The following is a 14038-nucleotide window of genomic DNA, read 5'->3' as shown; positions in this document are numbered from 1 at the left end:
TTGAGGTGGCTTTTTTGACCTTATAAGAAATTATTTTTTCTTATTGTCTAATTGAGGTACAGCAGAACCTTGACCGATTGAAAGCAAGCCAGCATCTGTATAGATACCTAGTTTTGCACGTGTATCGGTAATGTCGAGGTTACGCATAGTCAACTGACCAATACGGTCCATTGGCGTAAACATTGAATCACCTTTTTCCATTGTTAAACGTTCAGCTTCGTACGTTAAGTTTGGAGATTCAGTGTTCATGATGGTGTAGTCATTACCACGACGAAGTTCAAGTGTTACTTCACCAGTAATCGCTTTAGCAACCCAACGCTGTGCAGTTTCACGAAGCATAAGCGCTTGAGAGTCGAACCAACGGCCTTGGTAAAGTAAACGGCCTAAACGTAAACCGTTAATGCGGTATTGTTCGATTGTATCTTCGTTGTGAATACCAGTAACCAAACGCTCGTAAGCAATGTGAAGAAGGGCCATACCCGGTGCTTCATAAATACCACGAGATTTCGCTTCGATAATACGGTTTTCGATTTGGTCAGACATACCTAAACCATGGCGACCACCAATACGGTTTGCTTCAAGAATAAGCTCAACCGGATTGTCAAAACGCTGACCATTTAATGCAACAGGTACACCTTCTTCAAAACGTACAGTCACTTCTTCTGGTTTGATTTCAACTTCTTCTTTCCAGAAAGCAACGCCCATGATTGGGTCAACGATTTTGATACCTGCATTTAGATATTCAAGATCTTTTGCTTCGTGAGTTGCGCCCAACATGTTTGAGTCAGTTGAGTACGCTTTTTCTTTTGACATTTTGTAGTCAAAACCGTTGTCGATGAGGAACTGTGACATTTCTGCACGGCCACCAAGCTCATCAATAAAGTTTTGATCTAACCACGGCTTGTAAATTTTAAGATTTGGGTTGGTCAACAAACCATAACGATAGAAACGTTCAATATCGTTACCTTTATAAGTTGAACCATCACCCCAGATGTTTACGTCATCTTCTTTCATGGCAGTAACGAGCATAGTACCTGTTACTGCACGACCGAGTGGAGTCGTATTGAAATAAGGAACACCACCTGTACTGATATGGAATGCACCACACTGAATTGCAGCAATACCTTCAAGCGCCAATTGTAAGCGGCAGTCAATCAAGCGAGCTTTTACAGCGCCGTATTGTTCTGCTTTCTTTGGAATTGCATCGTAGTCATCTTCATCTGGCTGGCCTAAGTTTGCAGTATATGCATAAGGCTCAGCGCCTTTTTGTTTCATCCACAATAAAGCAGCTGAAGTGTCTAGACCACCGGAGAAGGCAATCCCAACTTTTTTGCCTACTGGTACATGCTGCAAGATAGTTGCATTATCAGTCATTGCTAATCCTAACATTTATGAAAAAGACCCCATATAGGCGGTCTTGAGAATTCTGAATGGCGGCTATTGTAGCACTATTCATGGTGCTTTTTTTCGCAAAAAAAGCATTAATTCACTTGTTCTGATTCGAAGTTTTAATTTGATAAAAAATATAAGGCTATTTATAGAATAAGAAGAAGTGAATGAAGTATTGTTCTTAAATAAATGGATTGACCATAAGCTCCGATAAATTTCTTTGCATGGTCATCCAAAATTATCAAAAAAGTATTAAAGTACTATGCAACAAGTTGCAAAAAATTATTGGGACGCAGCATGACAAGTTACGCCAATTTATTAAAACCATTACATTTAGGCTTTACCACTATTAAAAATCGTGTGGTGATGGGTTCCATGCATACGGGGCTTGAAGACCGTTTTTACAATTACCCAAAGCTGGCAGCTTATTTTGAAGAGCGCGCGAAAGGTGGGGTTGGCCTGATTGTGACAGGTGGTATTTCACCGAACCGTCAAGGATGGTTAGCACCTGCTGGCGGAACCATGAATAGCTTATTTGATATTCCACAGCATCGTCTGGTTACACATGCTGTGCATAAACATGGTTCTAAAATCTTAATGCAAATTTTGCATGCTGGCCGTTATGGTTATCAACCTTTTGCAGTGTCTTCTAGTCCGATCAAATCTCCAATTTCACCATTTAAACCGCGTCAGCTTTCTGAAAAAAATATTTTAAGTACGATTGATGACTATGCACATTGTGCTGACATTGCCAAAAAAGCGGGCTATGACGGCGTTGAAATTATGGGCTCGGAAGGTTATTTAATTAACCAGTTTTTAAGCAGCCATGTGAACCAGCGTACTGACCGTTGGGGCGGTGAAATTGAAAACCGTATGCGCTTTCCGGTCGAAGTCGTAAAGGCGATTCGTGCCAAAGTCGGTGAGAAATTTATTATCTGTTTCCGCTTGTCTTTACTCGATTTAGTCCATGACGGTAACACCATGCAAGAGGTGGTGACTGTAGCCAAAGCTTTAGAAAAAGCAGGGGTGACTTTATTAAATACCGGCATTGGCTGGCATGAAGCTCGTGTGCCGACCATTGTAACATCTGTGCCTCGTGCAGCTTTTGTCGACTACACTGCTCATGTAAAACAACATATTTCTATTCCGATTATTGCGTCAAACCGTATTAACATGCCTGAAACTGCCGAAGAAATTTTGGCAACTGGCAAAGCAGATATGGTTCAAATGGCACGTCCTTTATTGGCCGATGCATTTTGGGTAAATAAAACTGCGACTAACCGCGTTGATGAAATTAATACCTGTATTGCATGTAACCAAGCCTGTTTAGACCATGCTTTTAAAAATAAGCGTGTATCTTGTTTGGTTAACCCTCGTGCAGGCCATGAAACTGAACTGGTCTATTTAAAGACTAAACAGCCTAAGCGAATTGCAGTTGTTGGCGGTGGAGTAGCGGGTATGTCGGCGGCAACTGTTGCGGCAAGCCGTGGCCATGCAGTGACGTTGTTTGAAGCAACTTCAGATGTAGGTGGTCAATTTAACTTTGCCAAGGTGGTGCCGGGCAAAGAAGAATTCCATGAAACGATTCGCTATTTCAAAGTCCAACTGGAAAAAACAGGGGTGGATGTACGTTTAAATACTCGTGTTAATCGTGAACAACTTGAACGTGAAGGTTTTGATGAGGTGATTGTGGCGACTGGAGTCGTGCCGCGTGCATTAAAGATTGAAGGAAGTAATTCACCTCAAGTTCTTTCTTATGCTCAAGTTTTACAGGGCGCTGAAGTTGGACGAAAAGTTGCAGTGATTGGGGCAGGTGGTATTGGTTTCGATGTCTCAGAATTTTTACTTAAACCACCACATCAACCACAGCCTCAACCTTTAGCCGAGTGGCAACGTGAGTGGGGTGTAGATCCAGATCCAAATTATGTTTCTGAAGGTGGTATGCAACCACCAGTAGTTGAGCCAGCAATACGAGAAATTTATTTACTGCAACGTAAAACAACCCCACTTGGTATTGGTCTTGGCAAGACTTCGGGGTGGGTACATCGTGCCCAGCTTAAAAAGCACGGTGTACGCATGCTTCGTGGCGTGCAATATAAAGCAGTTACCGATGAAGGGCTTTGGATTGAGCATAATGGTCAGGACCAGCTTTTACGTGTAGATACCGTTGTGGTGTGTGCGGGGCAAGAGTCGGTAAAAGACTTGATGCCAAAAGAAGGTGAGTCGACTATAGCGAACTACCATATTATTGGTGGTGCAAAGCTCGCAGCAGAGCTAGATGCGAAGCGTGCGATTAAAGAAGGAGCAGAATTGGCTGCCCAACTGTAAAATTGATGAAACAATATGCACTTGAACACAAAGCAATGATTTTTTTCTTGAATAAAATGAATAAGCTTTGTATTCTTACGCACATGGAAGCGTGGCAGAGCGGTTTAATGCACCGGTCTTGAAAACCGACGAGGGTGTGAGTCCTCCGTGAGTTCGAATCTCACCGCTTCCGCCAAATTCTAAAAGCCCCTGTTAAAAGCAGGGGCTTTTTTATATCTATTATTTTACCCCTCATTCTACCCCACATTAAAACTTAGATTGGAATAGTTAAAATAAGAACAGTTCAGATGGCTTTGGATTGACGTTTAGATTCCTTTAAGCATTTTCTAACTTCATTTATTAATTTTCAAAACCTATATAGAAGCACATGAATTGCAGATTTCTTAATCGTTTGGATTCTTTAAAGCTAATATAGCGTCATTTGATGACGTACTTATCTTTTATTTTATTTGTATTCAGGCTGATTAAAATCCTAATTGAAGGAGGTTAACCATATGAATAAAAATATAGTGCATTTAATCCAAAATAAAGGCAAGAAATAGTCTTTTATTTTCAATGTGATGCAAACAATGAAATTACGAGAATTTTTGATCTTGATGTTAACTTTTTGTCTTTAAATTAAAGAACTAGATATGTTATTTGGAATGCTGAAGTTTAGTATTATTGAATCATATATAAAAAGCAGTATGAAAGGCATCCTGCTGCTCTATATAAAAGTTTTTATCTAATCAGCATTTTTTAGTTCTTCTTTTTTCATTTGATAGATTAGAAGTAGATATAAACCTTTGTGTGAGATTTCAATTGAAAAAACTTTGTATAGACGAGAGCTCTTGTTAATAATATATTTTAAAAAATAAATGAAAGTGCATTATGACTGATAATTACTTATCTGACTCTTTTGTATTTAAATATAAGGATAATAAATTTAATTGTTGGCTATTTTCGAAGAGAATAGTAGACGTTATAGTGAATAGAAATGACTTCTCTAGTTATAATAATAGGGCTATCTGGATTTTGGGATGAATAGACTTAATGATATATTATCAAAACTAGTTTAGCTATTTTATTAAAAACTTAATTTAAGTTGCTAGAATCCATAAGGAAATTTTAATTCGTATGAAAAAATCTATATTGTTTATGAGTTTACTGAGTCTAAGTAGAATTGTTTTTGGATCTCCAATCAATATTCAAGTTCTGAGTGCAACAGTAAAAGATCAGTCTATTAATAATGCGGAAGTTATTTTACAAAAAAATGGTGAAACTTCTTCTTCAACGCATACTAATGTTCAAGGAAGAGCCAGTATAGAGAGTATTATTGATAACCAAGATAGTTTATTGATTATAAAAAAAGAAGGTTACTCCACTTTAGTTGCTAAATGTCCTTGTGATGGTCTAACTTATGCATTAAGCCCAGTGCAAACGAAGTTAGGCAGCATGCGTATTGTCTTGACTTGGGGAGAAAAACCACTAGATTTAGACTCCCATTTGAACTATTCCAATCAGCATATTTATTGGTCTAATAAAGAAGGTCATCAAGCTAATCTGGATGTGGATGATAGAGATTCATATGGTCCAGAAACAATTACTATAGATCAGCGTTTAAGTGATCAGTACTATGTTTACTCTGTGCATGATTTCAGTAATAGAGATGAACCAGGCTCAAATGGGCTCAGTCATAGTCAAGCCAAAGTTATGGTATATACTGGTAAATCTCTCATCCGATCTTACGAAGTACCAATAAATAAAACGGGTAATTTGTGGACTGTATTTCGCATTTCTCCAACTGGTGAGATTCAAGATATTAACCAAATTTCAAGTGTTAAGGTTGGTGCTGAAAACATTGGTTCAAGTGTGTCTAATTACCAGCAAGAAGCTACTCGAATTGCAATTGTTCCAGTATCTGCTGGAAATCAAGCACGAGCTAAAGCAATAAATCTTAAAGCAGATATTTTATATAAAAATAATAACTACGAACGTGCGGCTATGTTTTATCAGCAATCGATTGATTTAAATCCAAATGTAGGGCAGACGTATAGTAATTTGGCAGTCACTTATCAAAAATTAGGCCGATCTTCGGAAGCTTTATGGGCAAATCGAAAAGCAATCGCACTTGCAACAAATGATAATGTACGTGCTTATTCTAACTACAACATTGGTCGCATCTATGAAAACAACGGCGAGTATGAACGTGCATTAGAATACTATCGCCTTGCTAATCGTTTTAAATCTTCAGCTACTTATGTCGAAGCAATTCGTCGTATGGAGCAACGTTAATTTCTTTAGGTTGAATGAAAGTGCATCTTTAAAAACCGTCCAAATACCACAAATCATAAGAACCACGAGCTAATTCTCGTGGTTTTTTTATAACCAGTTTTCACTAATTTAGGGATTTCTACTCAATTTATTTCGGTTTCATCAACAAACAATGTTTACACAAACATCGCTTGTTAATGGTAGTGACCCAACAAGCCGCTGTCATGTATGTTTGATGGATGAAATATTCAATACTTATCAGACTGTCATCATAAGTTGGCAAGCCTAACAGTCGATATAGTATCAATCAATATTTAAAGTATTATGGCTATATATTGAATGAGTTGCATGTATATTTAGGACACTAGGAGGATTTAGGGGGTGTGTGAGAAACAGAGTTAGTGTTTTTTTGCTTGGCATAAAATTATTCAACGTTTTTGGGTCCATCCATGTACTTTTGAACATCCAACTGCTTTAGAATTTTATGTTCGGTCAGGGTTTAAATCCTATGCACTAAAGTTAGAGGTTCAAGCTGATCCAGATCTTAGTGTGTATTTATCTTTTTCTGCTGCTGTATATGTTCCAATAATTACCTAGTTGATAAGATTCAATAAGCGAAACAGGAGGGTCACCAATTTATTTTGAAGTACATCAGCCATATGTTCAATTGATCACTTATGGGATTTTTTTATATAGAATCCACATCGCATTTAATTTTGAAAGAGTCATATTGGAAAGGTTTTGAATGAGAATTATAAAAGGGACAAATTATTGGCGGTTATCCTCAATCATTCTGATGTTTATTATTTTTCTAGGATTGTATTATTTTTTTATTGTTTACCCTAAGGATACCGAAAAAGCTCGTTTGGCAATCGGTGAGGAAATTCTAATGGCATCTTATTGGCAAGAATTGGCATATAAACATGCTTTATATAAGGCTTTGCTAAAACAGAATGTACCACTTAATGCTATTAATGATGAAATTTACTTTAATGATCTGAATGGGTTGAGAGTGTTATATCAAAGTGGAGATGGGGAAAAATTGATAGAGACATTGAATAGATATTCAAAGTATTCAATTTATCAAGATAAAAGTGTCCGTGGGCTATGTTTACAATTACAGTTTCTACAGTTATATAAAAATAAAATTGAACGAGAAAATTATCACACCGAAAGATTGACTCGTTGGCAAAATATTAATAAGCAAAATTGGGAAACAGTGTCGCCTTGGTTACAGCAAAAGGATGCATTTAATCATTTTTTTAAATCAAAAAAGATGCAAAGTGATTGTTTCTTGTAAGTATAGTTCAATAAAATTATTTGAAGTTTAATTAAGGAGGGGAAATAAGCATTGTCATACTGGTGTTTGAAAGGTTACTTTACCTTAGTTTAATAGGCAGGTTGGAATCAATTTATAAAGTTTCTACTAAGGATCAAATTATTGATACTACCTTTATATATGTAGTATAGGATTAATAATTAGCTATATTTCAAGATAAAATTAATAAAACCAGTAAATTCACTGGCTTTATTTAAAGCAAATATTATTTAACACTCGCAGTAACCATTACTTCTACTAATACTTGCGGACGTGCCAAATCCGCTTGGATAGCCGCGCGTGCTGGTGCCACTCCATCTGATAACCATGCTTCCCAACACTCATTGAACACTGCGAAATCTTCAGCAATATTTTTAATCCAAATTTGTGCAGTTAAAATACGGCTTTTATCACTACCAGCCTGTTCCAGTAAAGCATCAATTTTTGCTAGAACTTCTAAAGTCTGTTGCTTAGCGTCAGCATCCAAAGTTGTTGGAACTTGACCGGAAACATACACTAAACCGTTATGAAGCACGCAACCTGATAATCGTGGATTTGTATCAATACGTTGAATATCATGACTCATTTTATTTCTCCAGAGATAAACCATCTAATATAATTGGCGAGGTTGCTTGGCTAATTAACTGACTAATGACCATGGCACAACCAGCAGCCAATGTGAAACCTAAACTACCTTGGCCAATATTTGCCCATAAATTCAAATATTTCATGCGACCCAAAATGGGTAAACCTGTAGGGGTGGATGGACGTAAACCACTCCATTCTTGTGCTGTATTTACACCCAATAAATCGGGAAATGTTGTTCGTACCGTATCTTTCAATGCATTTATACGTTCTTTTCGAATGTAGATATCTTGATAGCCAATATCGACCATTGCGGCAATTCGAAGTTGATTCCCCAATTTTGCATATACAATTTTATTTGCATAATCGGTTACACTCATATTGGGTACAACATTGGCTTTTTCTGGGAATGGTAAAGTTAGGCTATATCCCTTTAATGGATAAACTGGGACTGAAATACCTACCATATTAAAAATTGCAGTACTGCCATTGCCCGCAGCAACGACAAATTCATCTGCTTCTATACGTCCTTGATTTGTTTCAATTGCAGTAATTTTATTATTTTCTACAAAAAAATCTTTCGCTTCATGTGCATATAAACATGTGAAGTTGCTACTCTTTTCTAGTGCTTTATACAGAGCTAAACAAAATTTGTAGCAATCTGCTGTTTCATCATCAGGTGTATAAATTGAACCTACTAATGTAGCTTCAATACCTTTCAATGCAGGTTCAAGTTGAACTGTTTCTTCAGATGACAGCACTTTTTGTACAGTTGGATCTATTCCTGTTGCTGCTTTTTTAAAAGCTTTTTCATTGCGATGAATGATCATTTTTCCTGATTTTATCCAGTCAAAATCATCAATTTCATCGCGCCATTTAGACATAATACTTTGACTATATAGGGATAACCGTAAAATATGATTGCCGTTCACAATATTGTCTTTACGATTACATGCCATGAGGAATTGGAATAACCAAGACCATTGAAGAGGTGAAAAATTCAATTTAAAGTTTAAAGGCGAATGGGCTTTTCCTAACCATTGCAGCGCCTGAAATGGAACGCCTGCATCCGCTAAAGGTGCAACATAGCGATAACTGAGTTGACCACCATTTGCAAAACTTGTCTGGCAACCAATCTTGTCATTCGCTTCCACTATTGTAACTTTATGACCTGCTTGAATAAGTGCATAGGCTGTACTTAAACCAATGACTCCACCACCAATGACAACGACATGTTTTTTCATTCTTCCATGCTATATTTGCAACACACATTTGTATTAAAGAAGAAGAAAAAGGGTTAAACAAATGAGTTTTTACATAGTACTCATAACTTTTGGTTAATCGATGGCGTCATCGAAGCAATTTCTCTTTTTATTAATTCAATAAAATCTTCAGTCGCTTTGTTCGTACTTACATTGGCATTTTTTAAAATATAAATTGTGGTAGATAAACTTGGTTTTACTGGATGAATCATATGATTTGGTAAGGAGTGTGCAGCAGTATAAATATCGGTAATGCTACACCCTAAACCTTCGCGTACCAGTTCACTCGCCATATAGTAAGTTTGTACATTCACAATACTTTTATTAAATGTTCTGTACTTTTTTACGACTTGCATGAGAGAGTCTGAGTAGGGTTGAATCCACCTATTTTCATCAATTGAATGAATATCATGATTTAAATCAATAGGCTGAGAATCAATATAAACCAGAGGAATTTCCAGAACAGGCGTAGCAATAATGCCATGCTGAGTATGGGGCTGGAATGTCACCGCAATATCAATTTCACGTCTTAATAATTTTTGCTCTAAGGCTTGAGTATGATCTGTACCAATATTGACAAAAACATCAGGGTATTTTTTTAGAAATTTTGCAGTTAATTTGGGAATGAGGCTCAAGCCTAAACTAGGTAAACATCCGAGTGTGATTTGACCTTGAGTATTTCTTGCTAAATTATCCGTCAACTTATTTAGTTCATTTATTTTTTCATAAATTGGCTTAATTTCATCATACAAAGTATAGGCTTCTTTGGTGGGCTGTAATTTTCCTTTGACCCGTTTAAATAGAGCAAAACCAAGCCGTTGCTCTGCATGTTTGAGCAATTTACTTGCGGCAGGCTGTGAAATGCATAACGATGATGCTGCCTCTGTGAGTGAACCAAAAAGCATGACTAAATAGAATATCTCTAGGTGTCGAAGATTCATAAATGAGCACATAACTAATAGTTATAGGTAATCTATTAGAATTCATTATTTAATGTCAATGAACCCTTGTAAATTGGGATGAAATTCAATGCCCAATGATCAAGGAGTGATACATATGTCAGTTGAGCAATCTTCTATAACAATACCTAATATAAGGACACCTAAAAATATTGCCCTTATCACCATTATTATTCTTAGCTTTGCTTTAGCATTTTACGCAAAAGGCCTGCCAATAGAGGAGGTTGGTTTAATTGGGTTATTGCCCATTTTTGCCTTGGCGCTCTTAACTGTTATCGGTCTCGATATTGTCCTTGCTGTTATTATTGCAATTATTATCAGCGTGATAATGACATCCACCAGTGTGTTTGAATTAGGCGGAATTCTTGCAAAGTCTACGGGCTCATTTATTGCGACTGTAGGTCTTATTATTATGCTAGGTGCTGGGGTTGGTGAAGTCGCCAACCGAACAGGTGCAGCGAAAGAATTGGTCAAATTTATTGTCAATAAAGTTGGGCTTTCAAGTATTCCTCGAGTCAAACTTGGCATCATGATTTCATCAGTTGTTATTTGCGGTTCATTGGGGACTATGGCAGGTGGTAATGCCATTATTGTTGCTGTCATTATTCCCATTGCGGCAGCAGTTGGTTTAACACCGCCTACAGTTGCATTACTTTTGATGACAGCAGGTTCTGTCGGCCTCTTTATAGGACCTTTTACACCAAGTACAGTGACTATTTTAGAGTTGGGAGGTTTGACCTACCTGCAATATTTGAGCACTTGTGCCATCCCTATGAGTGTTGTCACACTTCTGACAGGTTGGTTCATGTCTGGCTATATCCAAAAGTGGACTTTCGGAAAATATACCTATAATGAAAATTTCTTAGAACCTTCTGAAAAAATAGAAAGTGCCTCTGAATTGAAAAGAAGTAAACGTGCAGCGATTGTATTTATTGGCACAATTATCGTGATGGCAATTCTTGGAATTATTTTTAAAGCAGGCTTTAGTTTTGCAATTATTGTGATGCTTACTGTTGCTACATTAACTGGGTTAGTGGCGGGGTTTAGTCCTAAACAAATTTTGGAAGCACTCTATGAGGGATGCGGTAAATTAGTCTGGATGTTTATTCTTTACTGGTTATACAATCCAATTTTAGTTCTTGTTGAAAAACTTAATGCTTACCAAACACTGTTAGATAATGCGACACCGTATTTGGTCGACTTAAGTCCTGCTATGCTGTGCTTTGGTATTTTCTTATTTAATATTGTGGGGCATATCCCAGGGGCAGCTGTTGCACAAATGACCTTTACCAATAAAATTTTTGGACCAATTTTACTGGCAAATGGTGTTCCACCTGTAGCGGTTACAGCAGTTCTATTATCAAGTTCCCAAGTAGACTGGTTTGGTCCTTTTCCATCTTCTGATATGTTTGGTCAAATGGGCTTAGCACGTTCAAGCCAACTGAAATACATGCTATATGGTGGTTGGGCCATAGTGATCGCAAATATTTTACTCTTTGCAGTATTGTTTCAGATTTTGAATTAGCTTCTACAAATTAAAGTTATTTCTTATTTAAATGAATTTTAAAAGCCTCTTAAACTAGAAAGTTTAAGAGAATTTATTTTTGTGACGATAACAACTTCTTCTAAGATAAGTAAGAGTTTAAAATTTAATCTATTCGCTTTTAATAAGAAGAGAACCCTTTACAGTCCAATCTAATCAATATTTTTAAAAATTATAATTTCTGATATTTTTTTAAAAGATAATGATCTTTACTCATCAAATTCTAAAAGCCCCTGTTAAAAGCAGGGGCTTTTTTTATGCCTAAAATAAAAATTACAACTTCATTTAGCTTAAATCTTGCTAATAAATGCCGAAAATTTCATATAAATCAATCGCGTATATATTTTAGCCAAAATTAATATCTTTATATAATATATTTTGTGTTTTCAATATCTTAGCAATAAGAGGCCTATATATCAGAATCGAACAAGTTATTTGTAGAATATTCATTTATTGATATATGATGAGGCCATATTTAGAAACTGATTCAAAACATAATTCTATTGTTCAGCGAGCAAGTTCAAGGGAGGAATGATGCTGAATTCAGTTTTCTAAACCCTATATCTGGAAATTATATCCAGCCAAATATTGCATTTCGACCCAATGGTTGGAAATGTCTCTCTCTGATTTAGAGTAGGCGTTTCCTATTTTAGGATATATTTATGAAAAAATTATTTAGCGTACTGTTCAGTGCCTCTGTACTGACACTGACTGCATGTAATAAGCAACCTGCACAAACTGAAAATACAGCAGCAGCCAAAGATAAAACTGAGTCGGTTCGTACAATTAAATTGGTTTCAACAGGTTCTGATACGGACGTATGGAAATACGTGGCAACACTTCCTGAAACTGCTCAAGCGGGTATTAAACTCGAAGTAACCAATTTGACTGACTATGTTGTGCTCAATACGTCTGTAGCAAGTGGCGAACAAGATGTAAATGCGTTCCAGTCATTCAACTATTTGGCAGCTTATAATGCTTCAAATAAAGCTAAAGTTGCTGCTGTTGCGACAACTTACTTGGAACCAATGGGTATTTATGCAAATAAAGTTAAAACCGTTGATGAGTTCCCGCAAGGCGCTACCATTGCAATTCCAAACGATACTGCTAACGAAGCTCGTGCATTAACATTATTGCAGTCTGCTAAATTAATTAAACTTAAACCAGGTTTTGACCCTGTAAAAGGGACAGTGAATGATATCGCTGAAAACCCTAAAAACTTACAATTAAAACCTATTCAAATGACAACCGCAGTTCGCGTTAAAAACGATGTGGATGCGATTGTACTCGGTAATACATTGGCACTTGAGGGCGGCCTCAATGTAATGAAAGACGCAATCTTCCGTGAGCCAATCGATCAGTCTACTAAGCTTTATGTCAACTTATTGGGTGTTGCTGAAGCGAACAAAAATGACCCGATCTATACGAAGCTTGGTGAACTTTACCACTTACCTAAAGTTCAAAAGTTTGTAAGTGAAAAATTTGGCGGCACAAAAGTTGAAGTGAACAAACCTGTTTCTGAATTTGCAGACATCAAATAAGTAATTTTTTAATTAAAATTATTTTTTAAAGCTAAGTCGCGGTTATCGTGGCTTAGCTTTATTTTATTTGGAAGAATGCCATTTTCTTCCTCCGTATATGGATCATCAATATTTTTTTAAAGTAAATGAATATTCCCTACACAAAAATACCTGTGTAGATCTGAATAAAAACAACTTATAATGATTAGGTTGTTTTTATTTATGACCTCTTTGAAAAAATTTAAAAGGTATAATTGTTTATAAAGAAAAATAATATGAAAACATGCTACATAGGATTTAAATCTTTTTGGATTCTGTTGAAACAGTTACCACTATTAAAGTTAGAGAGAAACATGCCTTGAAAGCAATTTGTTCAAAAATTGGATAAATTTTGACTGGAAAAGAAGTCACGAACTGGTGAGAAGTAAATGTTAGATAAGATCAGCAAAATTTTATTATTAATTGGAATATTATCTCTTATAGGCTGTTCCACAATAGATAGAAAAACTTGTATTAATCATTTTAATAATAGGGTTTTTATTTTAACAAAAGATAGTCAAATTATTAAATCAATTAATTTAATTAATAAGAATATATTTTGTGGGGATCAACCGTATAGTGAGTTTTATAATAATATAAATTTATTTCTATTAGGATTAAATAACAATCAAAAAAATAATTTTTATGTAATCTTATTTTTTACTGAATTCTATAAAAATGATAATGGTGGTGAGTTTATTGAGTTTTTGTTAAGAAATAAGATCGATATTTCTGATCAATATATAAAAATATCAACTAATAATCATTTAATATCTCAAATGAAATATACAAATGAAGAATTATTGAATATCAAGAAACTGGGTAAATTGTTGAAGAAATAG

General features: G+C 35.9%; 10 protein-coding genes and 1 tRNA gene. 7 read left to right on the top strand and 4 right to left on the bottom strand.

Features of this window, described 5'->3' with window-relative positions; translation table 11 throughout:
• Window positions 1–30: 30 nt before the first annotated feature.
• Window positions 31–1389: an argininosuccinate synthase gene (argG, locus tag MKL62_RS13000; RefSeq protein WP_001986427.1), complete on the bottom strand. Its 1359-nt coding sequence runs from the start codon at window positions 1387–1389 to the stop codon at window positions 31–33.
• Window positions 1390–1686: 297 nt separating this feature from the next.
• On the opposite strand from argG, the gene MKL62_RS12995 reads away from it, so the two are divergent.
• From MKL62_RS12995 to MKL62_RS12980, 4 genes are all read left to right on the top strand, one after another.
• Window positions 1687–3717 carry an NADPH-dependent 2,4-dienoyl-CoA reductase gene (locus MKL62_RS12995; protein WP_005129266.1) on the top strand — a complete coding sequence of 677 codons (2031 nt, stop codon included), beginning with the start codon at window positions 1687–1689 and terminating at the stop codon, window positions 3715–3717.
• An 85-nt stretch (window positions 3718–3802) separates the two neighbouring features.
• Window positions 3803–3892, top strand: a tRNA-Ser gene (locus MKL62_RS12990).
• A 941-nt stretch (window positions 3893–4833) separates the two neighbouring features.
• Window positions 4834–5991, top strand: coding sequence for a tetratricopeptide repeat protein (locus MKL62_RS12985; protein ID WP_005129265.1), 1158 nt, complete (start codon window positions 4834–4836; stop codon window positions 5989–5991).
• Between the two features lie 724 nt (window positions 5992–6715).
• The gene (locus MKL62_RS12980) at window positions 6716–7270 is read left to right on the top strand and encodes a hypothetical protein (protein WP_001220175.1); all 555 of its coding nucleotides are present in this window, start codon (window positions 6716–6718) and stop codon (window positions 7268–7270) included.
• 244 nt (window positions 7271–7514) lie between these two features.
• Here the strand turns inward: MKL62_RS12980 and MKL62_RS12975 are convergent, their stop codons facing one another.
• The 3 genes from MKL62_RS12975 to MKL62_RS12965 all read right to left on the bottom strand — a co-directional run bounded on the left by MKL62_RS12975 (window position 7515) and on the right by MKL62_RS12965 (window position 10076).
• Window positions 7515–7874 carry a RidA family protein gene (locus MKL62_RS12975; protein ID WP_000017629.1) on the bottom strand — a complete coding sequence of 120 codons (360 nt, stop codon included), beginning with the start codon at window positions 7872–7874 and terminating at the stop codon, window positions 7515–7517.
• 1 nt (window position 7875) lies between these two features.
• The gene (locus MKL62_RS12970; RefSeq protein WP_005129260.1) at window positions 7876–9117 is read right to left on the bottom strand and encodes a D-amino acid dehydrogenase; all 1242 of its coding nucleotides are present in this window, start codon (window positions 9115–9117) and stop codon (window positions 7876–7878) included.
• Window positions 9118–9197: 80 nt separating this feature from the next.
• A complete protein-coding gene (locus MKL62_RS12965) occupies window positions 9198–10076 on the bottom strand; it encodes a LysR family transcriptional regulator (RefSeq protein WP_005129257.1) in 879 nt (292 codons plus the stop codon).
• A 115-nt stretch (window positions 10077–10191) separates the two neighbouring features.
• On the opposite strand from MKL62_RS12965, the gene MKL62_RS12960 reads away from it, so the two are divergent.
• The 3 genes from MKL62_RS12960 to MKL62_RS12950 all read left to right on the top strand — a co-directional run bounded on the left by MKL62_RS12960 (window position 10192) and on the right by MKL62_RS12950 (window position 14038).
• The gene (locus tag MKL62_RS12960) at window positions 10192–11619 is read left to right on the top strand and encodes a Na+/H+ antiporter NhaC family protein (RefSeq protein ID WP_000110177.1); all 1428 of its coding nucleotides are present in this window, start codon (window positions 10192–10194) and stop codon (window positions 11617–11619) included.
• Window positions 11620–12299: 680 nt separating this feature from the next.
• Window positions 12300–13178 (top strand): MetQ/NlpA family ABC transporter substrate-binding protein, encoded by an 879-nt coding sequence (locus MKL62_RS12955; protein ID WP_000732871.1) that lies wholly within the window; start codon window positions 12300–12302, stop codon window positions 13176–13178.
• Between the two features lie 407 nt (window positions 13179–13585).
• A complete protein-coding gene (locus MKL62_RS12950) occupies window positions 13586–14038 on the top strand; it encodes a hypothetical protein (RefSeq protein ID WP_005129235.1) in 453 nt (150 codons plus the stop codon).

This window comes from Acinetobacter sp. AOR01_HL (genome assembly GCF_027855455.1).
In the GTDB taxonomy this organism is placed as follows: domain Bacteria; phylum Pseudomonadota; class Gammaproteobacteria; order Pseudomonadales; family Moraxellaceae; genus Acinetobacter; species Acinetobacter baumannii.
The sequence above is the reverse complement of the archived record's forward strand: the minus strand, read 5'-3'. Positions and strand labels throughout refer to the sequence as shown.